Below are 25,167 nucleotides of genomic sequence, written 5' to 3'. Positions count from 1 at the left end.
GATTCCGACGCTATTGCCGGGCGTTGCCGGTTGACCAGGTCCCGGTGGACACGATGGCCAGCGCCGCATTGTGCATATGCACAATTCGTGACCGCTGTCACTGCTGTTGGGGCGGCCAGGAGGCGGCTAGTATCGTGCACATGCACAAGTTGTCCCTGCTCGCGGCCGAGTTGCGCGATCGGCTGGTCGGCGTGGACGCCCCCGCCGACCCGGCGCTGGTGGACCTGTGTGACCGCTTTACAGCCGACGCGATCCGCGGCATCACCGACGGCGCGGGCGAGGGGCAGGCCGAGGACGCCGCGCGAGAGATCGTCGCGGCGGGCATCAGCCCGGACACGGCACTTGCCGCCTTACGGACCCGAGTGCACGCCGTCTGGAACCTTGCCAGGGAACTGGCCCGCGAACGCGACGCGCCGACCTCTCGTGAACTGCTCGAGCGGGCTGCGGATATCTGGCTCGAACACGAGCACTGGACGTCGGCGATCGGCCGCGCCTGCCGCGAGGCCGGCTGGTGGGGTGGCCACCGCGACGCCCAGGAACGACAGGCACACGTGTCCGCGCTGCTCACCGGCGCCGGCGGTGACCAGGCGTTGCTGCGGCGTAGTGCCGAAGTGTTGGGGTTGCCCAAGAGCGGCCGGTTCTGCGTGGTGGTCATGGAATCCGGTGCCGCTGCCGATACCGAACCCACCCTGCGCGCCCGCGGCGTGGTCTCGGTGTGGCTGGTGGACGTGGCCGAGCAGGTCGGCATCGTCAGCTTGGGCGCCGCCGGCTCGGTGGGCACCGTTCGCGAGGCCATGCGATCGGCCACCGGACGCGTCGGTCTGAGTCCGGTCTACGACCAGCTCAGCCACAGCCCGCTAGCCGTGCGGCTGGCGCACGTTGCACTGACCGCGTCGCCGCCCGGTTCCCCCGGCGTGGTCGGCTACGGCGACCGTCCACTTCAGACCCTGGTGGCGAGCGCGCCGGAAACCGCGCGGGACATGGCCCGCATCGTACTGGGCGGGCTGCTTGAGTTGCCCGAGGAAAGCCGACGGCTGCTGCTGGACACGTTGGACGTGTGGTGTCGGGCGGGTGGCAACGTCAACCGGAGCGCGGAACTGCTCTACTGCCACCGCAACACCGTCCGGCACCGGCTAGCACGGATCGAGGAGCTCACCGGCCGTTCGTTGTCTGACCCGCTCGGTATCGCGGAGACCCTGATGGCCACGCATGCACACCGCCTGCACAGCTAGGGTGGCGCTTTGGCCCCCTACCAGCCGATGCCGTCACACTTGCGGACACTGCGGCTGACGACGATGCGACCGTGGGCGGCGACCAACATGGACGATTACCTGGCGCTCGCCACGGAACGGGGCACCTGCGTGCCGAGCATCGAGGACATCCGCGAGCGGATCGCGACGCGGTGGGGGATCGTGGTCGGTGATGTGCGGTGAAGTGGGGCGCGGTCCGTCGGGCGACCGCGCCCCGGAACTCACTTGGCGTAGCCCGTGACCTGGCCGATCCACTTGATGAAGTCGCCCGCGTCCTGGTTGGCGCCGTGCCCGGCGTCCCAGTGCTTCCCCGCTGGATGACCTCATCAAGGTCCTTGCAGACGTAGCGGGATGCGTGGCACGCGCCTGTCGGTCGGGTGGGGTTGACCCGATTGGACGGACAGGGTCGATATGCGGTCAGGCTGCCGCTGACTGTGGAACGGATGCGTGCGTGGCTTCGTAGGAGGCTGGGCTGAGGTAGCCAGGCTGGAATGCCGTCGGCAGGTGTGTTGTACCAGCCCTCGATGTATTCGGAGATCGCCTTGTGCGCCTGGGCTTTGGACGGCCAGGGCTGGCGGTCGAGCAGCTCGGACTTGATCGTGGCGAAAACGACTCGGCCACCGCGTTGTCCCAGCACTGCGCCCAGCGCCAGTATCGGGCCTTTCCTGGCGATGACGCCGCCCGCCTCGCACCCGCTGTCGTGAAGGGACCGATCCTCTCGTTGAACGTCAGGAAGGGCCCCATCATGACGCTCAGCGTCAGTAAGGGGCCCTTCATGACACCAAAATCGGTCAGCTGACGGTGAGGCCGTGGTAGGTGATCAGGGCCTGCGCGCCGGAGGAGGCGGAGACCACGAACAGGCCGGCGTCCTGGGTGGCGGCCTGGCCCGGCACGGTGACGGTGCCGATGGCGGTCCAGGTCTGGCCGTCCTTGGAGTAGTAGCCGGTGTAGCTGGCCCCGGCGCGGACCAGCCGCAGATGCACCGGCACGGTCGACGGAATGGACCCGTTGTCCGGGGTCACGGAGTCGATGTACGGGTTGCCGTCGCTGTTCCACTCCATCTGGATGCCGCCGGACGGCGAGACGTAGAGGATGATGCCCTCGGGCCCGGAGCCGGCGGCGGTCATGGAGTTGCGGACCATGATGCCGGCCTTGGCGTAGCCGCCGAAGCCGGTGGCGGAGGTGACGGTGGTTTCCACGGTGGCGTTGGTGCCGACGACCCCGGAGCGGTAGATGGCGGAGTAGTTGTCGTTGCTGCTCCACACGTCCTGGCCGGCGCCGTTGACGGCGAAGTCGTCGCCGACCTGGCCGTACTGCGCCGGCGCGTCGGTGGCCGAGGAGTAGGTGGAGTACGGGGCCTGGACCGGCGACACGAGCGCGGCCTGCTGGCTGGTGGTCGCGGTGCCTTGCTGGTTACGCCAGAGGTAGGAAGCCGTGGCGGTCAGGGTGTCGGTCTCGATGGGAGTGGTCGGAGTTGGCGCGGTGACGGTGAATCGAGTCGTCACGGTGCTCCCGGTGCTGACGTTGGTGAAGCGCGTCGGACCGGTGGCGGTGACCGTCCAGCCGGCGGGGGCGGACAGCTTGAGGTCGGCCTGCTTCACCGCGGTGCGGCCGTTGTTGGTGAACGTCTCCGTGACGGTGATGGGCCGGCCCGGGGCCGCGCCGTCGACGCTGCTCTCGTTCAGGGTCACGCTCGGGCCCACGTTGGAGCCGACCTTGCCGGCGGAAACCCGGTACATCACCACGCTGTGCCCGGGAACGGTGGCGTTGATCGCGCCGGCGGTCTCGGTGGTGGTGTGCGCCCACAGGTCCTTGAGCTGGTAGTCGTCGGCCTTGGGCAGGCCGGCCTCGGCGGCGGTGGCCCCGAAGGTGGCGCTGGCGCCGGTGGAGTTGAACAGCACCACGGCCCGGTCGCCGCCGGCCAGCGGCTTGGACAGCACCCACAACCCGTTGTTGCCGGCCGGTTTCCCGCCGGCCGCGACCGGAACGGCCTGTTTGGCCAACGAGTCCTGGTTGACCGCGATGACGTCGGTGTTGGTGTAGATGGCCAGATCGGCGGCGCTGAGGTGGCGCAGGTCGGCCCCGGCGATCAGCGGCGCGTTCATGGCCGCCCACAGGCTGAACTCGGCCTGGTACTCGGCGGTGGTCATGTGCCCGTTGCCGACTTCGAGCATGTCGGGGTCGTTCCACGCGCCTGGCCCGGCGTACGGGTAGAGCCACACGTTGGTCTGGAAGATCGACAGCATGCTGCCGTAGCCGTCGCTGATGTCCCCGGTGGTGCGCCACGAGTTGCCGACCTGCGGGCCCCAGGTCCACGGCTGGAATTCGCCCCACTCGCACAGGCTGTAGAGGATCGGCCGGTTGGTCGCGGCCAGGGCGTCGCGCATGGCGCTGTACCGGTCGATGTTCTGCTGGGTGCCGCTGTTGCCGGCGTTGTTGCAGTTGTCGTACTTCAGGTAGTCCACGCCCCAGCTGGCGAAGCTGGCGGCGTCCTGCTTCTCGTGCCCGAGGCTGCCGGGATAGCCGGCGCAGGTGGCGGTGCCGGCGTCCTCGTAGATGCCGAGCTTGAGCCCCTTGGCGTGCACGTAGTCGGCGACGGCCTTGATGCCGTCGGGGAACTTGACTGGGTCGGGCACCAGGTTGCCGGCGGCGTCGCGGTCGTGGGTCATCCAGCAGTCGTCGATGTTGACGTACTGGTAGCCCGCCTTGCGCATGCCGTTGGCGATCATCGCGTCGGCGGTCTGCTCGACCAGCGCGGCGCTGACGTCGCAGCCGAAGGCGTTCCAGTCGTTCCAGCCCAGCTGCGGGGTCTTGGCCAGGCCGTTGGCCAGGGCCTGGGCCGCCGGCGCGGTGATCAGCGGCAGGGTGCCGGCGACGAGCAGCGCGGCGGCCAGTCCGGCCAGGCCGCGGCGACGCCGGCCCGGTCTCGGCCGGTCGGCTGCCTCTCTGGTGTCCATCGAACGTGCCCTCCATCCAGGAGCAGGGGAAGCCCGGAGCTGTTCGGTCATGGGTGGTCGTGTTCGAACACCACTCGTAACCGAACGGAAACAAGCAGGCGACGTTCTTCTTAGCCTCCCGACCAGGCCGTTCGCAAGGGTCACTTGGGTAGCTGTTGAATATTGTTTGGTTTACCGTCGGCCCGGTGGACATGCGCATGGGCGCCGCCCGGAGGCGACGCCCATGCGGTGTCCGGCCCTCAGTCGGCCCGGCGTCGGGTCCGCCGCCAGGCCAGCGCGACGGAGACGGCGGCGATGAGCACGGCCACGGTGGCCGCGCCCAGGGCCCAGGGCGGACTGGCGGCGCTGGCCTCGGCCGCCGGCGCCACCGCGGGCGCGATGGCGGCCGGGGTGATGGCCAGTACCGGCGCCGGGTGCTCGGCATCCGCGGCAGCCGAGTCGATCCAGCGCACGACCGTGCCGTCGCTGTAGGTCTGCACCGCCTTGAACTCCAGGCGGTCGGCCTTGGGCAGCGGCCCGGCCTCGATCAGGAACTCGTCGTACTCACCGGGTTTCACGGCGGTGTCGGGACCGGTGGCCGTCCAGTCGATCTGGCTGACGGCCTCGGTGACCTTGACGCCGTCGTCGGTGACCAGCGGCGGGTCCACAGTGGACTTGGTGACCTGGTAGGTCCAGCCGGGATGCGGCCGGACCGCGACGGACGCCAGCCGGTGGTCGGCCGGGAACGCCACCTGGAGCGAGGTGGTGGCCGCCGTGTCGCTCTCCGTGGGAACCCGGAAGGCGATCTGCGCGTACCCGTCGGCCACGGCGTCGTCAGAGTGCACGGTGATGTGGGCAGCGGCCGGCGCCGCGGTGGCCAGCAACACCAGCGCCACCGCCGGCAGTGTCCACATCAGACGGAGCATGGTCCCACCTCCTAGAGGGTCGCCGGGCCGGCGCCGGATGTCGGGACAACCCGGAGGATGCCCCACATGCCAGCCTCGGTGAACGGCTGCCGGTTGTCGCCGTACAAATAGTCGCCGGTGTAGTGCTGCGGACCGCCGGCCCCGCCGACCAGCTTGACCTCCATGGTCTCGCCGGCGGTGAGCGACCGCGCCGTCAGCAGCTGGGACCGCCGGTCGGTCGTGCCGTTCCACATCCCCGGCTCCTGCGGGAACTCGTGCCCGCCGACGCCGAAGGTGGAGAACTGGTCCGACGCGCCCAGGCCGACCCGGATCACCACCGGATCGCCGGCCCGCGCGGTCAGCACGGGGGTCGCCGGATCCCCGTAGCCGGCCGAGCTGAAGGCGTTGCCGTAGTTGGCCGACTTGCCCATCCGGGTGGTCAGCGGCGCGCTGGCGTAGTTCACGTTGCTGTGCGCCAGGTCCGCGACCGGTTGGTTGCCGGCGAACACGCTGTTCACGCCGGCCCCGGCCACCACGTCCTGGTACGGCACGATGCTGCGCGCGTACTGCTGGTCCGTGGTGCCCATCGACAGCGCGAACTCCCGGAAGTTGCCGCCGGGCGACCGGATGATCGCCTGGGTGCTGGTCGCCGTCGCGGTGAGCGGGGCGTTGTTGGCGCTGTTGAACCAGGTCGATCCGGACGGCTCGACGATGAGCATGCCGTACGCGCCGTGCCGCAGCGCCGCGACGCTGCCCAGGTCCTGGAAGATCGACGTGCCGAGCTGCTTGTCCGCGTAGTAAATGTAGACGGCGGACTTTCCGGCGGCCACGGTGGTGTCGGGGTTCAGCCCGACCGCGCCGCCGCCGGACAGCTGCGGGTTGCCCAGCAGCTTGCCCAGGTCGAACCCGGCTCGTGTCCCGCCGTAGAGGGAATTGGCCGCGATCTGGTTGCGCAGGGTGATCTGCACGCAGTCACCCTGGTTGGCCCGCAGCACCAGCGGTTCGACTTTCTTCTTGCCCGCCTGGATGTCGGCCATGTCCGTGGTGAGCGAGTAGACCACCCCGTTGGTGTCGGCGGTCGGCGCGGTCGGCAGCGTCGTGCCGAACACCGACACGTCGTAGAACGTGGTCGGAGCGCCCGACGGACAGGGGCTCTTGTTCGTGGTCGCGCCGATCGACGGCGGGTTGGGACCCGGCGCCGCCTGGGTGTTGCCGGTCGCGGCCTTCAACACGGGGAATCCCTGGCCACTGGGCGGAGCAGGGCGGTCCGGCAGCGGTTTGAGACTGGCGTCGACGTGGTCACGGACCCGGAAGATGCCCCAGGCCCCGCTCTCCACGGCGAAATTCCTCGTGCTGTAGTAGAGATAGTCGCCGGGCATGCCGGCCGGTCCGCCCGCGCCGCCGTCGAGCACGTAGTCGAAGCGCTCGGAGATGCCGGTGGTGGCCGCGTCGACGAGCTCGCCGTCGCCGTTGAACCGCTCCCGGCGGAACCGCTCTCCCTGGATTCGCAGTGCCTCGTTGCGGTCGTTGACGCCGATGGTGCGCAGCACCACCGGATCGCCGACATAGGCCTGCAGCAGCGGGGTCGACGGATCGCCGTACTTCACCGAGGAGAACACGTACGGGTCGACCGTGGTCACGGTCGCCGCGGCGGTGTCGGCTCCGGTGCCGTCGTTGACGTTGCTGTAGGCGTTGCGGCAGACGGCGCCGTTGAACTCCTGCCGCTGCTGCGTGGTCGCCGGATTTTCCGGGGTGGCGCCCGGTGGTGTTCGTTCACCGAGCGGCGCCGCTCTCAGGTTGATGGAGCCCTCCTCGCACTCCTGTCCCGCGTTGCGGCTCTGTGGACCGGGAAGGTCCGGATTGGACAGTTCAGGGCGTCCTTGTCGCCCGTTGCCGAGGAACACCGTGAACTCGCGGAACGCGTTCTTCACGCCGACGCCGACCGGGTTGGTGGTGTAGATGTCGGCGATGGTGCCGCTCTGGATCACGGCGCCGGTCTTCGGGTCGTGGTAGGTGGAGCCGGCCGGCTCGATGATGTGCGCGCCGAACAGGCCGTGCGCCCACGACTTGATGCCGTTGACGTGGTCGTGCCAGAACACCGTGCCACTGTCCACATCGGAGTACCACCGGTACTGGGTGAACTCCACGCTCACCGGCTCGCCGGCCGCGTGGGCCTGGCCCAGCGGCACGTCGAAGGTCAGCCGGTTGCCGGCGATCGAGGTGATCTTGCGGATCTCGATGTCGGTGCGGCCCACCCCGACGCCGATGAAGATGCCGGGCCGCAGGTTGGTGGTGTTGGACACGGTGACACCGCTGGCGTTGGTGGCGGACGCGGCCGTGGTGGTGCGGCCCTCGTCCTGGTCGGCGTAGACCGACTGCTCGTAGTTGTAGCCGGTGATCACGCCGTCCGAGCCCTGCGGGTCGAACTGCACGAAGTGCGTGTGCATGTTCACCTTGGACTGCACGGACGGATCCAACTCGCTGGACAGGGTGATCGCCACGCAGTCGCCGACGTTGGACCGGATCACCAGCGGATCGGCCGCCTTGGTGCCGCCCAGCACGGCCGCCTTGTCCTGGTTGAGGACGTAGATCTCGCCGTTCTGGTCGGTCTCCCGCACGGTCTCCTTGATGGGAGTGCTGATCGCCGTCACATTGTACGTCCGCACCGGCGCGTTGGCCGGACACAGCCCGTCGGCCCGGTTCGAGGACACGGTGTTGCCCAGGTACGGCGTGCCCGAGTGCCCGGCCGGCGAGAACGGCGGCCGCTCACCCAGATGCGGCGCCATCAGGGGATACGCCGGCCGCCCGTTGAGCGGATTGAACAGGATTGCCTTGCGCTGCCCCGGACTCGACGACGTGTAGTCCTGCCACACGGCCGTGTCCTCGGGTTCCCCGAGATACAGCGGGGCGGCCGGGGTGCCGGCCTTCTGCCAGTCCCACACCGTCGCGTCGGTGTCGCTCAGGCGCGCGCCCTGCGGCGGGATCTCGTTCTCCACGAGGTCCTCGACGGCGATCTGGGTCGCCGGGTTGTTCAGCCCGGCCCGCGGCACCACGGTCTTGCCGCCGATGGTCAGGCCCAGCAGGAACTGCGAGGTGACCGCGGTCGGCGGGGCGGTGCGGCCGGGCAGCGGCGCCAGGTTGGACTGCCTGGTGTCGAACACCCGCCAGATGCCCCACATGCCGGCGATGTAGTGCTGCGCTATGTGGCAGTGGTAGAGGAAATCGCCCACCGCCTGCTGGCAGCCGCCGGCCCCGCACTCGTGCTCCAGGTTGTAGGTCTCGCCCGGGCCGATGCTCTGCGAGTCGAGGTTGATCGACGCGGTGTCGTTCGGCGGCGTCTTCTCCAGCCCGCCGGCGAAGTTGCTGGCCTGCGCGGTGGGGTTCTGTGGCCACCGGTCGCCGCCGCCGTGCAGGTGGTGCACGTGCAGCTGCTCGAAGCCGGCGTCGATCAGCCGCGTCTTGGTCGGCTCGCCGAGATAGGAGCGCGGCATCGGGGTGGCCGGATCCCCGTTGGTGTAGGAGGAGTACATCAGCGACTCGCTGGCCGGCAGCGTGCTGTCGTCGGCCCCCTTCTGCTGCACCAACAACTCCTGGCGGCGGAAGAACGGCTCGCTGCGGTAGTTCAGCGCCCGGCTGCCCGGCCGGTAGTCGGCCGTGTCGGTGCCGCAGTTGTCGATGCCGCCCTCGTCGAGCATCGGCAGTGGCGCGCCGAGGCCGTCCGGGTCGTCGAAGCAGTTGGTGTCGCCGCCGTCCTCGCGGGCCGGTCGGCGCAGGTTGAACATCTCGTCGCCGATCTCGTGGTACATGATCGCGAACTCGCGGAAGACGGTTCCGCTGCCCGGCTTGATGATCGCGGCGAAACTGTTGAAGGTGGCGTCGGTGGTCCGGTCCACCCCGGTGTCCGGGTCCAGCCAGGTCGAGCCGGCCGGCTCGGCCACCAGCGCGCCGAACAGGCCGTGCGCGGTGAGCTGGGTGGCGTCGCCGCCGCTGTGGAACACCTTCGCGCCCTCGCCGATCAGCGGGTCGAGGTAGAACTGGTAGGTGTGCGAGCCGCCGGGCGGCACCATCACGCTGGTCGGGTTGTTGCCGACCGCCTGCCCGCCGGCCCCGGCCGCGGCGTTGTAGGAGACGCCGGCCATGTCGATCGAGACCGACGGCACGCCGCCGGGCTGGGTCGTCACGAACGGGTCGCCGAAGCCGGGCCCGGTCTTGGGCGCGTCGGTCAGCTTGTTGGTCAACGTGATCTGCACGCACTCGCCGAGCCGGGCCCGCAGCACCAGCGGTTGGATCGGGTCCTCGTCGAGGCCGCTGGAGACCTTGGCCCCGGTGTTGGGATCCGCGCCGACCGCGGCCGCCTTCTGCAACGCCGCTTCCTGCGCGCGCACGGCCCCGAGATCGGCGGCCAGCACGTACATGAAGCCGAACGGGTCGTGGTCGCCGAACCGGTCGACCGTGATGTCGACGTTGATGGCGTAGACGGTGTAGACCCGTTTCGGCGCGGTGTCGCAGCTGCCGGCCGTTTCCTCCGCGGGCGCGGCCGCGCTGGCCGGCGCGATCGGGACGACCAGCTGCAACGCCGCCAGCGCCACGGCCGAGGCGATCGAGATGATCACCACCGGCCAGCCGCGGCTGCGGCGGACCGGCTCCAGCCGGGGTGTCTCGGTGAAGACGTGCACCGCGAGCAGCGCCGCCAGCAAGGCGATCGGCTGTGCGGCCACGGCCTCCCGGGCGGCCGTCGGAACGTCCACAATGGGCGATCCGGCCGAGCCGACCATGAGGTCGAGCGCCGGCAGCGCGAGCGCCAGCGGCAGGAACAGGGGCACGAAACACAGCGAGACCAGGGCCGCGAAGGCGACCCTGGTCCACGCGCGATCGCCGGACAGACCGAGTAGGGGAGCGGTCCGTCCGGCCAGCCACACCGCGGCCGCGGCGGCCGGCACCACGGCCATCGCGTCCAGTGCGAGGGCCGCCGGCGCGAGATCGCCGACATGTCGCCAGATGCTCACCACGATCGCGATCGTCACCGCGAGCGCGGAACGCGACCATCTCATAGGGGATTCCTTTCGCCGAACCTCCGGCCCCTCCGCCAAGATCAAGGGACCGTTCCTCTCGTTGAACGTCATGAAGGGCCCCATCGTGACGTTCAACGTCAGTAAGGGGCCCTTCATGACGTCATTGGTGCTGCATGGTCATGGCGGCGTCGGGGATGGACAGTCGGGCGGAACCCCCGTCCCGGCTCCAGTCGAGCCATGCGCCGGAACTGTCCAACTGGGAGGGTGGCAGGTCGAAGAACAGCGAGCCGCTGACCGCGGCGCCCGGGCCGAGCCGGGGCAGTTCGCCGAAGGTGCCGCCGTAGGCGGTGACCTTGGTCGCGGCCGGGCCGGCGTGCAGGGTGAACTCGTCCACCGGGTGCAGGGTCACGGTGTCCGGCCCGGTGTTCACGAGGGTGACGGCGATCGACAGCCGGTCGTCGCCCGTGGCCGGCATGCCGGGCATCATCGCCGGCGGCATCTGGTATCCGGACGCGGTGGTGGACATGTCGTGGTCCATGCCGAGCCAGCCGGCATCGCTCACGGTGGCCGCCAGCCGGCCGACCTGCCCGGTGGGCGCGGCCGGCGCGGCCCCGGTGCCGGCGGCCATCGCGCCGACGCCGACGGCCGCGGCGGCCAGCGTCGCGAGCGCCAGGAGAAGGCCGGCGATGCGGGCTTTCACGGGAAGTCTGCCAACCATCTGTGCTCCTCCGGCGACACGGAGTAGTGTCGTGCTGCGGTGAAATCTGCCAGCCCTGGTGTGTCGGGTGAAATGAGCGGATGTGACCAAGTAGTCGGTTGTCACCTGGGTAGGACGCGCGATGCGACGAGAAGTCCTGTGGTTGGCCGGGGTCCGCGCACTGTCCACACTGGGCAGTGAGGTCGCCGTGGTGGCCCTTTTGCTGCGGCTGCACGACGAGGGCGCCGGCGGGTGGGCGGTGGCCAGCCTGTTGGCGGCCGGCACGGTCCCGCTCGCGCTCGGCGCGCCGCTGGCCGGCTGGCTGGCCGACAGCGTCGACAGTCGGCGGCTGATCGCCGGAAGCGGCCTGGCGCAGACGATCGCCTGCCTGCTGATGGCCTACACCCACAACCCCGTGGCGTTGCTGGGTTTGGTCGCGTTGACGGCGTTCGGCTCGGCGGTGACCGGCCCGGCGCTGGTCACGCTGCTGGTCCGAATGGTTCCGCCGCAACGGTTCGCCGCCGCGACCAGCCTCCAGCAGGGCGCGAACATGGCAGCCGTGCTGGCCGGGCCGGCGGCGGGTGGCGTGCTCACCGGGCTGACCGGCGGCGCCACCGTCCCGTTGCTGGTCGATGCGGGGACTTTCCTTGTGCTGTCCGGATTCGGCGTGGTGATACGGGTGCGGAAGCCGGTGCGCACCGGGCCGCGTCCGCGTTGGCACGGCGGATTCGCCGTGCTGCTGAAGGACCGGCCGGTCGCGGTGATCGTCGGCCTGCTGACGGTGTTGATCCTGGTCGGCGAGGGTGTGTCGGTGGCCGAGGTCTTCCTGGTGCGGGACACCTTTGCCGCCGGCGCCGCGGCTTTCGGCGCGCTGTCGGCGGTTTTCAGTGGTGGGGCGCTGGTCGGCACGGTGTTGTCGGCCGGCTTGGCGTCGCCGGGGCGGGCGTTGCTGGTCGTCGCCTCGGGGTCGGTCGGCATGGCCGCCGGCCTGGTCGGTGTCGGCCTGGCCGGCAATCTGGCCGAGGTGTTCGTCTGCTACGCCTGCGCCGGCACGTGCGCCGGGGTGGTGAACGTGGCCGCGACGGCGTTGATCCTGTTGCGCACGCCGGAATCGGTGATCGGCCGGGTGCAGGCCGCGCTGAACGGCCTGCTGCGCACGGCCGGCGCGGGCGCGCTCGGGCTCGGCGGCCTGGCCACCGGATTGTTCCCGCCCGCCACCGTGTTCCTGTTGTCCGGCACCGCCATCGCGCTGGCCGTGATCGTCGCGCTGACGGTGCTGCCGGCCCGGTCAGACGCGCCGGGCCCACACCAGTCGGCTCCACTCCCGTGACGGCCCGGACTGGCCGCCGGCCAGCGGGGCGCTGCCCAGCGTGCGGAAACCGGCCATGCCCAACGCCAGGTCGAGCTCGCGGCGCAGGAAGTACCGCAGGCGGTGGGATTCCGTGACGCAGTCCAGCACCCGGTTGCCGCACATCAGCCACAGCTGCATGCCCAGCTCGTACACCTGCTCCTGCGGGAACAGCTTCCCGGTGGTGGCGCGCAGCAGGTGATGATCACCGTCGTCCACCACCGTCACCCCGCCCTTGGGTCCTTCACGCAGAACCACTGTGGCGTCGAGGATGTCGAAGACGAACAGCCCGCCCGGCCGGACGGCCCGGTGCACCACGGCCAGCGTGGCCAGCAGCGACTCGTTGGTGGTCTGGTAGCCCAGCACCGAGAACATCATGATCGCGGCGTCGAACGGGTGGTCCACGGTCAGGTCGAGCAGGTCGGACTGCACCACCGAGGCGCGGCTGCCGTAGCGGGCCAGCCGGGACTTGGCCTGCTCCACCATCACCGGCGACCGGTCCACGCCCAGCACCTCGTGCCCGGCGGCGGCCAGCCGCTCCAGATGCTGGCCGGTGCCGCAGCCCAGGTCCAGCACCGAGGTCGACGGCCCCTCTCGACGGAGGACCTCCTCCAGCTGCCGGACCTCGGCCGGATAGTCCTTGTGCTCGTGCCAGCGGTCGTACCAGCTCGCGTGCAGCGGCCCGAAGATGTCACCGTCCATCGTGGTCTCCTCCGTACTCGATTCGCCGGGCCCACACCAGCCGGAACCAGTCCCGTGACGAGTCCCGCCGGTCCCCGGCCTGCGGCGCCGAGCCGACCGGCTCGAATCCGGCGGCCCGCAGCAGCAGCGCCAGCTCGACCTCGCCGAACAGCCGGATCCGGTGCCGCTCGTCGGCCCGGTCGACGATCTCCTCGCCCCGCAGCAGCCACATCCGCAGCCGCAGGTCCAGCACCTGGTCGTCCAGGTCCACCGCCGTGGAGTGCCCGCACAGCAGGCGGTCCGGGCCCTCGTCGATCACGGCCAGGCCGTCCGGCGGGCACGACGAGCCGAGCACCGCGGCCGCGTCCAGCAGGTCGAACGCGAACAGGCCGCCGGGCCGCAGCTGCCGGCGGGCGGCGGCCAGCGCGGCCAGCGTGTCCACATTGGACACCTGGTAGCCGAGCAGGGAGAACATCATGATCGCGGCGTCGAACCGCCGGGGCGCGGTGAACCGGATGATGTCGGCCCGCGTCACCTCGGCCTGATCACCGTGCCGGGCCAGGCGTTTGGCCGCCTGGTCGGCCATCGCCTCCGACCGGTCCACGCCCAGCACCCGAAAGCCCTCGGCCGCCAACAGGTCCAGGTGGCGGCCGGTGCCGCAGCCGAGGTCGACGACCGACTCGACCGGCCCCTCGCGGTCGAACAGCTCCCGGAGCTGCCCGACCTCGGCCGCGTAGTCCTTGGCCGGGTGCAACAGGTCGTAGTGGTTGGCGTGCAACAGACCGAAGGTCTCCTCGTTCACGGCTGCTCCAGGAGTCGGCACAGGGCCGGCACGACCGCGGCCGGCGAGGGTTGTCCGGCCATCTCGCGCCGCAGCCGGCCGGCCGCGCCCCGATAGGCGGCGTCGGCCAGCATCTTCTCGGCCACTCCGCCGATGAGCCGGCTGGGCGCGGGATCCGCGGCCACTTCCCGGTACGGCAGGTGGACCGCGGCGCCGATGGCGGCCAGCCGGTCGGAGGTCAGGGCCGGATCCGGTTTGCTGGTCACGGTGAGCTGGGGGACGCCGAGCGCCGCCGCGGTGAGCGCGGTGCCGTCGCCGGCCTGATGCACGATCAGGTCGCAGTGGGCCAGCACCAGGTGCAGGGGCGTGGACTCCACCACCCGCACGGCCGGCGGCAGGTCGCCGAGCAGCGTCAGATGTCGAGACGTGGCCAGGAGAACGACCTCGACGTCCAGATCGACGAGGCCGGTGAGCGCGGCCAGGCACGGCATGATCGCCGCCCGGCCGAGGGCGAGCGCCGCGCCCAGCACGCTGTAGCCCCAGGACACGCACACCCGGGGCCGGGTGCGTCGCCCGAGCAGCCAGCGCGGCTGCGACCCGGAACCGTTGTAGGGAACGAATCTCTGCTCCAGGCAGATGCCGTCGACCGGCAGCCGCAGGCTCCGCGGCGACGGGTCGACGCTCAAGGTCGGCGGCAATCGCGGTGGCACGCCCAGACGTTCGAACAGGGCGGCGTACTCGGGCAGCGGCTCGCGGCTGCCGGCCCGCCGTTCCATCGGCCGCAACCCCACCCCGGTGAGGTGGCGCAGGTTGGGCAGCCCGAGCACCGCCGCCGCCAGCGGCCCGGCGAAGCTGGCCGTGTCGTGCACGATCACGTCCGGCCGCCAGGACCGGGCGAACGCGATCAGGTCGCCGGCCATCGCCTCGGCCGAGGCGGCGGAGTTGCGGCCCAGCTGGTCCAGCAGCGCCCGCTGATCGGCGTTGAGCCGGCGCGGATGCAGCGGCCAGTTGGGCGGAAACCGTTCGTGCCCATAGGTCGCGGCCGTCGTGGCCGGCGCGGTCAGCGAGTTCGGCGGGAGGTCCTCGCCGACCGCGGCCACCGGCAGTCCGGTGTGGACGGCCACCGCGGCGATCGCCGGCGCGCCGGCGAACACCACCTCATGCCCGGCCGCGCGGCACGCCCAGGCCAGCGGCACCAGGGGATACAGATGCTGCGGGGCGGCCAGCGAGGTGAACAGAAGGCGCATGACGTGGTCCTTTCCGCCGGGCGTCGATCTCCTTGAGGGCCGTGGTCACGCGGGCGATGTCGGCTTCGGTGAGCCGGCCCCAGAACGGCAGGCAGACCACCCGGTCGGCGATGTCGTGGGTGACCGGCGTCGGGCCGCCGAGGCGGAGGGTGTGCGGCCGGTAGTGGCCGGTGAAGTAGGCGCGGGCGTGGATGCCCCGAGCGTGCAGTTCCTGGCCCAGCGTGGTCGCGTCCACGGGCGCGTCGAGCGCGAGCAGGATCGGCATCGCCGCCACGTTGGGGCCGGCCTCGGCGCGCAACGGCAGGACCCGCAGCCAGTTGATCTGTCTCAGGCCCTCCTCGTACCAGCGGCGGACCCGGATGCGGCGGGTGATCTCCGCGTCCGATTCGGCCAGCACCACCTCGCCGATCGCCGCGTGCAGCTCGCTCATCCGGGCGTTGGTGCCCTGGGCCAGCGCCCCGTCCACGCCGGTGCCGAAGTTGCGCAGCCGCCGGACCCAGTTGGCCACCAGCATCCCGTTGCCCATCACCGCGCCGCCCTCGACCGAGTGGGTCAGCTTCATGGCGTGCAGGCTGAGCGTGGCGACGTCCCCATAGGACAGCAGCGGCCGGCCGTGATAGTCGATGCCCCAACAGGTCGCGCCGTCGAACACCAGCGGCACGTCGATCCGGCGGGTGATCGCCGTCAGCGCGTCGATGTCGGCCGGGCAGCCGAAGGTGTGCACGCCCAACACCGCGCAGGTGTCCGGGGTGATCGCCGCCTCCACGGCTTTCGGGTCCAGGGTCAGGTGTTTGGGCTCGACGTCCACCGCCACCGGCTTGCCCCCGGCCCGCAACACCGCCTGCCAGACGGCCGGGAAGGCCGCCGCCGGCACGATCACCTCGCCGGTCAGCCGCAGCGCGCCGCAGGCCAGTTGGATCGCGGTGGTGCCGCTGGCGCACACCGCCAGGTCGGGAATGCCCAGCCGGCCCGCCAACTGCCGTTCCAGGGCCCGGACCCGCGGCCCGTCGTTGGTGATCACGCCGCTGTCGAACACCCGGGCCACCGCCCGGCGGACCTTGTCGGCGGCCGGCATGATCGGGCGCACCAGCACGATGTCGTCGGCCATGGCCGTCACCCCAGTTTCTCGATCGTCGCGACGAGTTCGGCCGGCGGCGGCATCTCCTCGATCTCGGCCCGCAGCCGCCCGGCCGCCGCGCCGATGCCGGAGTCCGCCAGCAGCGTGGACACCGCGTCGCGGACGACGCGCTCGCACCGCGGATCGGACCGGAGATGTTGGTAGTACAGGTGAATCCCGGCCCCGACCGCGCACAGCCGACCGGGGGCGATCTCCGCGTCGGGCTTGCACGTGATGGCCAGCTGCGGAATCCCGGCGACGGCGGCGGTGAGGGTGGTGCCGTCCCCGCCCTGCTGCACGATGGCGTCGCAGTGCGGCAGCACCAGATGCAGGGGCGCGGACGGCGCGGTGCGGACCCGCGTCGGCAGCGCGCCGAGCTCGTCCAGTTGGGCCGCCGTGGTCACCACCACGATGTCCACGTCCATCGGGGCCAGCGCGTCGATCACCATTCGATACGGGTCCACCGCCGACTCGCCGAGTGCGTCCGGGGCGGTGTGGCCCCAGGTCACGCAGACCCGGGGCCGGGGCGATGGCCCGGCCAGCCAGCGCGGCACCGTGCCGGATCCGTTGTACGGCACGTAACGCATGTCCAGCACCGGTTCCGCCAGGGTCGGGAACCGCATGCTGTGCGGGGTGGGGTCGATGGTGGCGGTCGCGGCGGTGCGGGGGATGGTGTGGTGCCGGTGGAACAGGGCCGCGTACTCGGGCACGGTGTGCAGGCGCGGCTGGGTGGCGGTGCCGAAGTTGTGTTTGACGTTGGGGATGTCCAGCTTCTGGGCCGCCACCTCGCCGGCGTAGGTGATCGCGTCGTGCACGATCACGTCGGGTTTCCACTGGCGGGCAAAGGAGATCAGGCCGTCGGCCATGGCGTCGGCGGCGGTGACCAGGTAGCGCCCGAGCCGGGCCAACAGGTCTCGCTGGCCGTCGTCGAGCCGGGTCACCAAGGCCGGCCAGTCGCGCGGCCACGGCGGCTGGCCGTACACCGAGCGCACGAGGTCGGCCCGGTCCTCGGGGCTCTGCCGGGGGCCGCTGCCGATCACCACCGCCGGGAGTCCGGTGTGGACGATGATCTCCGCCGCCGACGGGGCGCTGGCCAGCCGGACCTCGTGGCCGGCGGCGCGGCAGGCCCAGGCCAGCGGCACCAGCGGGAACAGGTGGGGCCGGCCGGCCACGGCGGTGAACAGGACACGCATGGACTCCTCCGTTTCAGCCGGCCAGCGCCGCGAGCTCGGGTTCGATCGCCGCCGGCGGCGGCTGCCGCTCGATCTCCTCGCGCAGCGCGACGGCGGCGGCCAGGTAGCTCCGGTCGGACAGCAGCTCGGCCACCGCCCGCCGCACCGTCGCCGGCCCCCGCTCGTCCTGGATCTCCTGGTAGCGCAGGTGTTTGCCGATGCCGGCGGCGGCGATGCGGGCCCCGACCAGTTCCGCGTCCGGCTTGCGGGTGAGCGCCAGTTGCGGCACGCCCAGCGAGGCGGCGGTCAGCGTCGTGCCGTCACCGCCCTGGTGCACCAGGAGATCGCAGTGCGGCAGCACCAGTTGCAACGGCGTGTCCGGGGCGGTCCACACCGTCGGCGGCAGGTTACGCACGGCCTTGAGCTGCGCGGCCGTGGTGACCACGACCAGCTGTACGTCGAGGTCGGCCATCGCGTCGAGCGCCAGCCGATACGGTTCGGCCGCCGCCGCACCCAGGGCCCGGGCCGAGGTATGGCCCCAGGTCACGCAGACCCGGGGCCGCGACCGGGCCGGTCGCGGCACCGGCACCGCGCCGGATCCGTTGTAGGGCAGGTATCTCTCGCTGATCGGCGTCCGCTCGGTCGAGGGCAGGCGCATGGTTGGCGGGGTGGGGTCGATGGTGGCGGTGGGATGGGCCCGGGGAGCGGTGTGGTGGCGGTGGAAGAGGTGGTGGTACTCGGGGGTCGTGGTGTGCAGGGGCGGCTGGGTGGCGGTGCCGAAGTTGTGTTTGACGTTGGGGATGTCCAGCTTCTGGGCGGTGACCTCGCCGGCGTAGGTGATCGCGTCGTGCACGACGATGTCCGGTTTCCAGTGCCTGGCAAAGGAGAGCAGGTCGTCGAGCATGCCGTCCGCGCCCAGCGCCAGGGCCGCGCCCAGCAGCCGCAGGTACTCGCGCTTGGTGTCGTTGAGCGACTCGGGATGGATGGCCCAGTCCGACGGCCAGGCCGGCTGCGAGTGGATCAGCGGCACCAGCCGGGCCCGGACCTCCGAGAGTCGGGAATCGGTGGCCGTGGCCAGAACCACGGCCGGTAGTCCGGTCCGGACCAGTTGGTCGGCCACGGCCGCGGTGCTGGCCAGCCGCACCTCGTGGCCGGCGGCGCGGCAGGCCCAGGCCAGCGGGACCAGCGGAAACAGGTGGGGGAGCGCGCCGGTGGCGACGAACAGCACACGCATGGCCCTCACCAGCCGGCCGCTTCGCGTTCCCGGACGCGGGGCAGGATCTCCTGGCAGAAATGGGGCAGGCTCTCGATGTCCGGCCGCCCGTGGAACAGGAACTGGGTGACGCCGATGTCCCGGTAGGCCAACAGCGCGGTGGCGATCTCGTCGGGCGTGCCGACCAGGGCCAGCGACAGCGGCCCGAGGAACGGGATCGCGCCGGTCCACAGGTACGGCCGCGGCCACTGCTCGTTGTCCGCGCCCAGTCCGTAGGTGGTGGCGAAGCCGACCGATTCGGCGCTCTCCCGCCGGAACCGGTCCTGCACGGCCCGGGCCTGCTCGCCGGCCAGCTCGACCAGCGCCATGGCCGCGTCCACCGCCTCCCTCCTGGTCGGTCTGGACACCACGGAGAACAGCAGTCCGACCTCGCGACCAGCGGCGAGCACCGCGCCGATGCGCGCGGCCACCTCGTCCGGCGTGCCCCCGAGACGAAGCAGCGCGTCGCCGTGCTTGATCGCGAGGTCGGACGCCATGCCCGAACTCCCGCCGAAATACAGTTCGGGCCGCACCCGTTCCGCCGACGTGAACGGGGTGTTGATCCGGGCCCCCTCGACCCGCACGAACTCGCCGTGGAAGTCGACCGGCTCGCGGCCGCGCCACAGCGCCGTGCAGACCGTCCAGAACTCGTCGCTGTGCCGGAACCGCTCGTCGTGCGAGCGGAAGTCCCCGTAGGAGCGCAGTTCCTGCGAGGAGTAGCCGGCCACCACGTTGATGCTGATCCGGCCGCCGGTCACCACCGACACGGTGTTCACCTGCTGCACCAGGTAGGTCGGGGACTGGATGCCGGGCCGCACCGCGACCATGTACTTGACCCGCTTGGTGTGCGCGGCGAAGTGCGTGGCCAGGGTGATCGGGTCGGCCCGGTGGAAGCCGATGGGCAGCAGCAGCTGGTCGATGCCGCCCTCGTCGGCGATCCGGCACAGCTCCAGCTGGACGTCCAGGTCGGCCACGGGGTTGACGTCCTTGCGGTCGTCGCCGCCCCGGGTCGCGCTGCGCGCGCCGCTGCCGGGAATGCTCCAGTGGAAACGGATGGGCCTGCGTCGCTCACGCATCTCCGTCACCTCGATCAGGCCGGGTAGAAGTGGTCCCGGCGGAAGTGGTTGTCCGCGTAGCAGTCCACGACCAGCAACCGCTTGTTCAGGTAGGCGGCCAGGAACACCCGGTCGTCGGCGGCCAGGAGGGCGACCGCCTCGGCCGCGCCCGGGCCGGCGAACGCGACACCGTCCACTTCGGACCATTCCGGCGCCTCGACGACGATTCCACCGGCGCGCCGGCGGATCTCGACCTGCTGCGGGTGGGCGTGGTTGTCGTAGTTGCGCCAGTGGCCGAGCAGCGGCTCGACGTCGACCGGGCCGGGCGGGGCCGCCTTGTCCTGCGTGCGGGTGTGCTGCATGGCCGCCTCACCGGTGGAAGAACTCGCGGGTGAAGTAGTCGGCCCGGCCGCTGTCGTCGGTGAACACGGTGAACGTGTCCAGCACGAGAATGCCCTGCTTGGCGTAGGCGGCCAGGGTGACGGTGAGGAAGCCGAAGTCGTAGCCGGCGGTGAAGGCCATCGCCTCGCCCGCCGCCACCGACGCGCCGTAGCCGACCGCGGTCGTCTCGCCCCAGTCGATCGGCTCCGGCGAGTCGGCCCCGAAGGCCCGCACCACCAGGGTGTTCCCGCGCCGGCCCAGTTCCAGCCGCACCACACCGGGGTTGCGGCGGTCGGTGGCGTGCCAGACCCCCAGCAGCGGCGCGAGTTCCAACGCCCGCGCCGGCGGTGCGCCGGCTCGCAGGTCGGCGGCACACACGTGAGTGGAGACTTCCATGGCCCACCTTCGACAATTCGGGACGGCTCGGTGATCACGAGCGTATTGGCGGGCGGAGCAGGCCGGATATGGCGACTTCTTCCTAGTACGACCCGGCCGGGCGGAACGGTGACTGGGTCCGATGACGGCCGCGCCTGCGCCGGATGGCCGACCCGGGCGCTGTTCCCGTCGCCGGGCGGTCGCGGGCCACCTAGGTAATGGGGGAATGTTTTGTTGCTGGTCCAACCAGATCACTGCCATACTCGGCCACCGCCGCCACATGCACCGACCTATTTTCTGCGCCTTTCCTGGAGGCAAGAAATGACGCGGGTAAGGTACGCCAGTCTCGGCATGCTCGGGCTCGGTATCGGCTATTTCCTGTGGTACACCCCGTACAGCGCGCTGGCCAAGGCGCTGTCGGGCGGCCTGCTGCCGCAGACCGGCGGGCCGGTGGGCGGCCTGGTGCTGCTGCCGGCCGCGGCCATCGGCACCCTGCTCGCGATGCCGGTCACACTGACCGTGCTGCGCTGGTGGAAGCACGCGCGGCGACGCCAGGTCGGCCGGTGGTCGGTGCCAGCGCCGGGTCGGGAGACCGCGTGGTCGGCGCTGTGGATGTCGCTGATCGTCGGCTCCACCACCCTGAACTTCACCTTTCCCGGCGTCTCGATCCTGTTGATGCTGGTGCTGATGCGTATTTCCACGCTGATCATCTCGCCGGCGGTCGATCTCGTGCGCAAGCGGCGGATCATGGTCCATTCCGCGGTCGCGGTGGCGTTGAGCCTGGTGTCGGCGGTGATCGCGCTGAATGACGTGGACAACTACCGATTGAGCGCGGCCGCCCTGCTCAGCCTCGGCGCCTACGCGCTCGGCTACACCGGCCGGTTCCTGGTCATGAGCAAGCACGGGAAGGAGGGCATGCTGGACCGGGATCGCCGTTATTTCGTGGAAGAGCACATGACCACTCCGGTGTTCCTGGTGGTGCTGCTGGGCATTCCGGCGCTGATCGGGATCGGCCCGGCCGCGGAGGCCCTGCGCGCCGGATTCACCACGTTCCTGGCCAGCCCGGCCGCGCTGCCGGCGATCGGCATCGGCGTGCTCTACGAGGGCCTGTTCGTGTTCACCACGCTGATCTTCCTCGACCGCCGCGAGTACTCGTTCTGCGTGCCGGTGCACGTCTGCTCCAGCCTGCTGGCCGGTGTGGCCGCGTCCCTGATCCTGCGGGCCGTGTTCGGCGTCGCGCCGCCCAGCGGCGCGCAGCTGGTCGCGGCCGGGATCGTGGTGGTGGCGGCGCTGGTGCTGAGCTACCCGTCCATCGTGGCCCTGCACCGCGGCGGTTGGGTGCTGTCCCGGCGGGTCATGCTCTTCGTCTGTGGTGGCAACACACTTCGCTCGCCGATAGCCGCCGCGATCGCCCGCCACGAGCTGTCCACCGCCGCCCGTCGCGGGGCCTGGCGGGTGATGTGCGCCGGGGTGTCGGTGTCGACGCCGGGTTCCCCGTTGGCCCCGGCGGCGGCGGATGCGTTGGAGGGACTGGGGATTCGGCCACCGCGGCACTCGTCCCGCCCGGTCACGGCGTCGATGTGCGCGGCCAGCGAGGTCGTCTTCTGCCTCACCTCGGCCCACCGGGACGCGGTGCTCGCCCTCGCCCCGTCGATGGCCGACCGGGTCGTCTGCCTCGATCCCGACGGCGACGTGCCGGAAACCCCGGACAGCGCGCCGAGAATCCAGGAACTGGTGCGGATGCGGGTGGAGGACTGGCTGGACCGTCACCCGGTCGCGGTGTCGGCGGCGAGGGGCGCCTGACCATGCCACCGCACGTAGTCGCCGAGCGGGGCCCGGGGCGGCCGGAATCCGTTGACCGCGGCGGACTCGTCGGGATAGCCGACGGCGAGGCCGCAGACGATGAGCCGCTCCGGGCCAAGGCCCAGCACTTCCCGGACGACGTCTGGATAGCCGGCCACGCTGAACTGGGGACAGCTGCCCAGGCCCGCGGACACCAGGCCCAGCATGACGTTCTGCAGGAAGAAGCCGGCCTCCAGGAACCAGCCGGGCGGCGCGTCGGCGGCGAGGTGCAGGATCAGCTCGACCGGCGCGCCGTAGAAGCCGAGGTTGTCCCGCAGGTGCTGGCGTCGGCTGGTCAGACCCCGGGCCCGCAGCACACCGGCAATGGCGTCGGCGGCACGGGCCTTCGTGGCCGGATCATCGATGCCCCGGTTGCGGTAGTCCGGGTTGGTGGGCACGCCGCGGTCGAATTCCGCGACGAGGCGGGCGGCCAGCCGCCTTCGGGCATCGGCCGTGACGACCTCGATCCGCCACGGCTGACCGTTCCGAGTGGACGGCGCCATGGCCGCCGCCTCCAGCACATCGGCCAGCAGCTCCGTCGGCACCGGGCGGTCGAGGTAGGCCCGCTTGCACTGCCGGGCGCGGATCGGTTCCATACCAGCGAATTGTCGGTGTTGTGATGACGATGTCCAGCCCCCGAACGGTGGCGGCCGTCGACGTCTGCTCGGTGGTGGCCTGCCTGACCGGCGAACTGCCGGCGCTGCCCGACGCGGTGACGGGCATCCAGGTCCGCGCCGACCTGGTCGGCGACCTCGACCCGACCGTCCTCAGGGGACGGTCGCCGGCCGAGCTGACCTACAGCCTGCGCGGCCCGGGGCACACGGCCGAGCGGCATCAGCGGCTGCTCCAGGCCGCCCGCGAGTACGACGTGGTCGAGCTGGAGGCCGACAGGGACCTGACCTCCTGGCTGCTCAACGCGATCCCGCCGTACCGCCGGCAGATCCGCTGGCACGGCGCCATCGGCTCGATCGAGGCGCGGCTGCACGTCGTGGAGACCCCGGACGCCTTGTCCCTGCTGGGCAAGCTCGATCGGGACGACGTGACCGCCTACGCGACCGGGCCGGCCGGGACCTGGACCCGTCTGCTGGCCCCGAGACTGGGCGCGCCGGTGGTCTTCGGCCGGCTGGGCGACGCCGAGCCCGACGGCATGCCCAGCCTGTCGCAGCTGCTCGACGACTACCAGTTTCCGCAGTTGCGGCCGATCGATGCGCTGTACGGGATCATCGGCGCCGACGTCAGCCGGTCGCTTTCGCCCCGCCTGCACAACGTTGCCTACCGGGAGCTCGACTTGCCGGCGCTCTACCTGCCGATGACCACGCCACGCCTCGACTCGGTGATCGACATCCTGGCCGGCGCGACCGTGGTGTCCCCGTACAAGTCCGCCGCGGTGCGCATGGCCGACTCGGCCAGCGCCGATGCCGCCAAGGCCGACGGCGCCAACCTGCTGGTGCGCGGTCGACACGGCTGGCGGGCCTTCTGCACGGATCCGGTCGGTGTCCTGAAACCGTTACAGAGAAGGGGGATTCTGCTGGAAGGTCGGCGGGCGGCGGTGGTCGGCTGCGGGGGAGCGGGCCGGGGCGCGGCCGTCGGGCTGATGCGGGCCGGGCTGTCCCCGACCATGGTCAACCGCGGCATTCGCCGTGGGGCCAGAGCGGCCCGCCGGCTGGGCCTCGACTTCGTTCCGCTGAAACGGTTCGACGCCGGCGACTACGACCTGGTCGTGCACGCGACGCCGCTGCGCGAGGAGTCGCCGTTCTCGGTGGCCGGCATGGGACCCGGCGCGGTCGTGCTGGATCTTGCTTATGGCTCAAGGGAAACCGCGCTGATCACCGCCGGCCGCCGTCGGGGGCTGACCGTCGTCGACGGCTGGGACGTGCTGGTCGTCGAGGTCGCGCGGCAGTTCCGCCTGATGACCGGCCGCCGGATGCCTCCGGTCGACGCGGCCGCCCTGCGTGAGGAGTGACCATGACCGATCCGCTGACCCTGCTGGAGGCGCTGACCAAGCAGTTCGCGGCACGGGCCGACGACTACGACAAGGCGGCCGCGTTTCCTGGCCAGGATTTCGACGATTTGTTCGCGGCCGGTCTGCTCGCGCCGACCGTGCCGATCGAGCACGGCGGCCTCGGGCTGGGCCCGCGTTGCGGCGACACCTACACGTTGTGGGCCATGACCCGCAAGATCGCCGCCGCCGACCTGGCGCTGGCCCGGTGTTGGGAGGGACACGCGAACTCGTTGGTGCTGCTGGATGCCCTGGGCACGCCCGAGCAACGCGAGCGCTGGTTCGACGGTGTGGTCAGCCGTGGCGACAAGTGGGTGGCGTGGAGCGGCGAACCCCGGCCGCTGGGCACCCTGGTGACCAGGGCCGACGGCGGCTGGCGGGTCCGCGGCCGCAAAGGCTTTGCCACCAGCGCAACCGGGGCGGACTGGGCGATCCTGTTGGTCGATCCGGCCGGGCCCGGCGGGGCGCGGCACGCCGGCTCCGACGACACCGTGCTGATGCTGGCGTGCGATCTCTCCGATCCCACGGTCCGGGTCGACACCTCGTGGTGGGATCCCATCGGCATGCGGGCCACGGTCAGCCACGCCGTCGACTTCGACGAGACGTTCATCTCCGATGACAACCAGATCGGGCCGCCGGGGGCGTATCTGACGCAGAGCTGGCAGTCGGCGTTCCTGCCGCACTACGCCGCGAGTTTCCTCGGCGCGGCCGACGCTCTGGCCGAGTACGCCCGCAGTTCCGTGCTGCGCCAGTCCAAGGACGGCGATCCCTATGTGCAGCACCGGATCGGGTCGATCGCCGTCGCCCTGGACTCCGCCGAGCTGTGGCTGCGGCACGTCGCCGCGCTGTGGGACGAGTGGCGGGTCGACGACGCGCGCCTGGCCGGCCTGCGGGCCAGGCACGTCGTCGAGCACCTGGCGCTCGCGGTGCTGGACGACTGCGTCCGGGTCTGCGGCGCGCGCGGCCTGATCCGACCGTCCCCTGTGGAGCGAATCCTGCGGGACCTGACGTTCTACGTGCGGCATGACAACGATGACCGGCTGCTGGCCACCGTCGGCAAGGCGGTGCTCGGCCGGGAGCACGACGTGTCCTTCGGCCGACGGTGAGGGGAGACCGG

Annotated in this window: 20 protein-coding genes; 6 read left to right on the top strand and 14 right to left on the bottom strand. The window is 71.2% G+C overall.

What is annotated here, in order from left to right; translation table 11 throughout:
* Positions 1 to 140 precede the first annotated feature (140 nt).
* Both ACIG5F_RS38885 and ACIG5F_RS38880 read left to right on the top strand, forming a co-directional pair.
* Positions 141 to 1,232 (top strand): PucR family transcriptional regulator, encoded by a 1,092-nt coding sequence (locus ACIG5F_RS38885; protein ID WP_396525061.1) that lies wholly within the window; start codon positions 141 to 143, stop codon positions 1,230 to 1,232.
* Between the two features lie 63 nt (positions 1,233 to 1,295).
* Entirely contained in the window at positions 1,296 to 1,433 is a 138-nt protein-coding gene (locus ACIG5F_RS38880; protein WP_396525060.1) for a hypothetical protein, read from the top strand.
* Between the two features lie 608 nt (positions 1,434 to 2,041).
* Here ACIG5F_RS38880 and ACIG5F_RS38875 read toward each other — a convergent pair.
* From ACIG5F_RS38875 to ACIG5F_RS38860, 4 genes are all read right to left on the bottom strand, one after another.
* Complete coding sequence (locus ACIG5F_RS38875) at positions 2,042 to 4,207, bottom strand: NEW3 domain-containing protein (RefSeq protein ID WP_396525059.1); 2,166 nt, start codon at positions 4,205 to 4,207, stop codon at positions 2,042 to 2,044.
* Between the two features lie 239 nt (positions 4,208 to 4,446).
* Positions 4,447 to 5,112 (bottom strand): YcnI family protein, encoded by a 666-nt coding sequence (locus tag ACIG5F_RS38870; protein WP_396525058.1) that lies wholly within the window; start codon positions 5,110 to 5,112, stop codon positions 4,447 to 4,449.
* Positions 5,113 to 5,123: 11 nt separating this feature from the next.
* Positions 5,124 to 10,142 carry a hypothetical protein gene (locus tag ACIG5F_RS38865; protein WP_396525057.1) on the bottom strand — a complete coding sequence of 1,673 codons (5,019 nt, stop codon included), beginning with the start codon at positions 10,140 to 10,142 and terminating at the stop codon, positions 5,124 to 5,126.
* A 121-nt stretch (positions 10,143 to 10,263) separates the two neighbouring features.
* Positions 10,264 to 10,821 (bottom strand): hypothetical protein, encoded by a 558-nt coding sequence (locus tag ACIG5F_RS38860; protein WP_396525056.1) that lies wholly within the window; start codon positions 10,819 to 10,821, stop codon positions 10,264 to 10,266.
* Between the two features lie 121 nt (positions 10,822 to 10,942).
* On the opposite strand from ACIG5F_RS38860, the gene ACIG5F_RS38855 reads away from it, so the two are divergent.
* Complete coding sequence (locus ACIG5F_RS38855; RefSeq protein ID WP_396525055.1) at positions 10,943 to 12,130, top strand: MFS transporter; 1,188 nt, start codon at positions 10,943 to 10,945, stop codon at positions 12,128 to 12,130.
* On the opposite strand, the gene ACIG5F_RS38850 is transcribed toward ACIG5F_RS38855, so the two are convergent.
* From ACIG5F_RS38850 to ACIG5F_RS38810, 9 genes are read right to left on the bottom strand one after another with little or no spacing between them, the layout of a single operon-like run.
* A complete protein-coding gene (locus ACIG5F_RS38850) occupies positions 12,089 to 12,850 on the bottom strand; it encodes a class I SAM-dependent DNA methyltransferase (RefSeq protein WP_396525054.1) in 762 nt (253 codons plus the stop codon). The two genes, ACIG5F_RS38855 and ACIG5F_RS38850, sit on opposite strands and share 42 nt — an antisense overlap.
* Positions 12,840 to 13,631: a class I SAM-dependent methyltransferase gene (locus ACIG5F_RS38845; protein WP_396525053.1), complete on the bottom strand. Its 792-nt coding sequence runs from the start codon at positions 13,629 to 13,631 to the stop codon at positions 12,840 to 12,842. The genes ACIG5F_RS38850 and ACIG5F_RS38845 overlap by 11 nt, the downstream gene beginning before the upstream one ends.
* Positions 13,628 to 14,857, bottom strand: a complete 1,230-nt coding sequence (locus tag ACIG5F_RS38840; RefSeq protein ID WP_396525051.1) for a nucleotide disphospho-sugar-binding domain-containing protein — start codon at positions 14,855 to 14,857, stop codon at positions 13,628 to 13,630. Before ACIG5F_RS38840 ends, ACIG5F_RS38845 begins: the two co-directional genes overlap by 4 nt.
* Complete coding sequence (locus ACIG5F_RS38835; protein ID WP_396525049.1) at positions 14,769 to 15,965, bottom strand: DegT/DnrJ/EryC1/StrS family aminotransferase; 1,197 nt, start codon at positions 15,963 to 15,965, stop codon at positions 14,769 to 14,771. Before ACIG5F_RS38835 ends, ACIG5F_RS38840 begins: the two co-directional genes overlap by 89 nt.
* A gap of 5 nt (positions 15,966 to 15,970) precedes the next feature.
* Positions 15,971 to 17,167, bottom strand: coding sequence for a nucleotide disphospho-sugar-binding domain-containing protein (locus ACIG5F_RS38830; protein ID WP_396525047.1), 1,197 nt, complete (start codon positions 17,165 to 17,167; stop codon positions 15,971 to 15,973).
* A 13-nt stretch (positions 17,168 to 17,180) separates the two neighbouring features.
* The gene (locus ACIG5F_RS38825; RefSeq protein WP_396525046.1) at positions 17,181 to 18,380 is read right to left on the bottom strand and encodes a nucleotide disphospho-sugar-binding domain-containing protein; all 1,200 of its coding nucleotides are present in this window, start codon (positions 18,378 to 18,380) and stop codon (positions 17,181 to 17,183) included.
* Positions 18,381 to 18,385: 5 nt separating this feature from the next.
* The gene (locus ACIG5F_RS38820; protein WP_396525044.1) at positions 18,386 to 19,474 is read right to left on the bottom strand and encodes an LLM class flavin-dependent oxidoreductase; all 1,089 of its coding nucleotides are present in this window, start codon (positions 19,472 to 19,474) and stop codon (positions 18,386 to 18,388) included.
* A 14-nt stretch (positions 19,475 to 19,488) separates the two neighbouring features.
* Positions 19,489 to 19,815 (bottom strand): hypothetical protein, encoded by a 327-nt coding sequence (locus ACIG5F_RS38815; protein WP_396525042.1) that lies wholly within the window; start codon positions 19,813 to 19,815, stop codon positions 19,489 to 19,491.
* A 7-nt stretch (positions 19,816 to 19,822) separates the two neighbouring features.
* Entirely contained in the window at positions 19,823 to 20,230 is a 408-nt protein-coding gene (locus ACIG5F_RS38810; protein WP_396525041.1) for a hypothetical protein, read from the bottom strand.
* A 300-nt stretch (positions 20,231 to 20,530) separates the two neighbouring features.
* Here ACIG5F_RS38810 and ACIG5F_RS38805 point away from each other — a divergent pair, with 300 nt between their 5' ends.
* Positions 20,531 to 22,012: a hypothetical protein gene (locus ACIG5F_RS38805; protein WP_396525040.1), complete on the top strand. Its 1,482-nt coding sequence runs from the start codon at positions 20,531 to 20,533 to the stop codon at positions 22,010 to 22,012.
* On the opposite strand, the gene ACIG5F_RS38800 is transcribed toward ACIG5F_RS38805, so the two are convergent.
* Positions 21,976 to 22,647, bottom strand: coding sequence for a nitroreductase (locus ACIG5F_RS38800; RefSeq protein WP_396525038.1), 672 nt, complete (start codon positions 22,645 to 22,647; stop codon positions 21,976 to 21,978). The genes ACIG5F_RS38805 and ACIG5F_RS38800 overlap by 37 nt on opposite strands.
* Before the next feature lie 23 nt (positions 22,648 to 22,670).
* Here ACIG5F_RS38800 and ACIG5F_RS38795 point away from each other — a divergent pair, with 23 nt between their 5' ends.
* A complete protein-coding gene (locus ACIG5F_RS38795) occupies positions 22,671 to 24,014 on the top strand; it encodes a hypothetical protein (RefSeq protein WP_396525036.1) in 1,344 nt (447 codons plus the stop codon).
* 2 nt (positions 24,015 to 24,016) lie between these two features.
* Entirely contained in the window at positions 24,017 to 25,156 is a 1,140-nt protein-coding gene (locus tag ACIG5F_RS38790; protein ID WP_396525035.1) for an acyl-CoA dehydrogenase family protein, read from the top strand.
* The last annotated feature ends 11 nt before the right edge of the window (positions 25,157 to 25,167 follow it).

Source organism: Kutzneria sp. NPDC052558 (assembly GCF_044547355.1).
In the GTDB taxonomy this organism is placed as follows: Bacteria; Actinomycetota; Actinomycetes; order Mycobacteriales; family Pseudonocardiaceae; genus Kutzneria.
Note: the sequence above shows the minus strand (reverse complement) of the source record. Positions and strands in the feature narration are given on the sequence as shown.

Coding starts and splice junctions, on each gene's coding strand:
- ACIG5F_RS38885 (WP_396525061.1), top strand. CDS start 141: ATGCACAAGTTGTCCCTGCTCGCGGCCGAGTTGCGCGATCGGCTGGTC.
- ACIG5F_RS38880 (WP_396525060.1), top strand. CDS start 1,296: ATGCGACCGTGGGCGGCGACCAACATGGACGATTACCTGGCGCTCGCC.
- ACIG5F_RS38875 (WP_396525059.1), bottom strand. CDS start 4,207: ATGGACACCAGAGAGGCAGCCGACCGGCCGAGACCGGGCCGGCGTCGC.
- ACIG5F_RS38870 (WP_396525058.1), bottom strand. CDS start 5,112: ATGCTCCGTCTGATGTGGACACTGCCGGCGGTGGCGCTGGTGTTGCTG.
- ACIG5F_RS38865 (WP_396525057.1), bottom strand. CDS start 10,142: ATGAGATGGTCGCGTTCCGCGCTCGCGGTGACGATCGCGATCGTGGTG.
- ACIG5F_RS38860 (WP_396525056.1), bottom strand. CDS start 10,821: ATGGTTGGCAGACTTCCCGTGAAAGCCCGCATCGCCGGCCTTCTCCTG.
- ACIG5F_RS38855 (WP_396525055.1), top strand. CDS start 10,943: ATGCGACGAGAAGTCCTGTGGTTGGCCGGGGTCCGCGCACTGTCCACA.
- ACIG5F_RS38850 (WP_396525054.1), bottom strand. CDS start 12,850: ATGGACGGTGACATCTTCGGGCCGCTGCACGCGAGCTGGTACGACCGC.
- ACIG5F_RS38840 (WP_396525051.1), bottom strand. CDS start 14,857: ATGCGCCTTCTGTTCACCTCGCTGGCCGCCCCGCAGCATCTGTATCCC.
- ACIG5F_RS38835 (WP_396525049.1), bottom strand. CDS start 15,965: ATGGCCGACGACATCGTGCTGGTGCGCCCGATCATGCCGGCCGCCGAC.
- ACIG5F_RS38830 (WP_396525047.1), bottom strand. CDS start 17,167: ATGCGTGTCCTGTTCACCGCCGTGGCCGGCCGGCCCCACCTGTTCCCG.
- ACIG5F_RS38825 (WP_396525046.1), bottom strand. CDS start 18,380: ATGCGTGTGCTGTTCGTCGCCACCGGCGCGCTCCCCCACCTGTTTCCG.
- ACIG5F_RS38820 (WP_396525044.1), bottom strand. CDS start 19,474: ATGCGTGAGCGACGCAGGCCCATCCGTTTCCACTGGAGCATTCCCGGC.
- ACIG5F_RS38815 (WP_396525042.1), bottom strand. CDS start 19,815: ATGCAGCACACCCGCACGCAGGACAAGGCGGCCCCGCCCGGCCCGGTC.
- ACIG5F_RS38810 (WP_396525041.1), bottom strand. CDS start 20,230: ATGGAAGTCTCCACTCACGTGTGTGCCGCCGACCTGCGAGCCGGCGCA.
- ACIG5F_RS38805 (WP_396525040.1), top strand. CDS start 20,531: ATGACGCGGGTAAGGTACGCCAGTCTCGGCATGCTCGGGCTCGGTATC.
- ACIG5F_RS38800 (WP_396525038.1), bottom strand. CDS start 22,647: ATGGAACCGATCCGCGCCCGGCAGTGCAAGCGGGCCTACCTCGACCGC.
- ACIG5F_RS38795 (WP_396525036.1), top strand. CDS start 22,671: ATGACGATGTCCAGCCCCCGAACGGTGGCGGCCGTCGACGTCTGCTCG.
- ACIG5F_RS38790 (WP_396525035.1), top strand. CDS start 24,017: ATGACCGATCCGCTGACCCTGCTGGAGGCGCTGACCAAGCAGTTCGCG.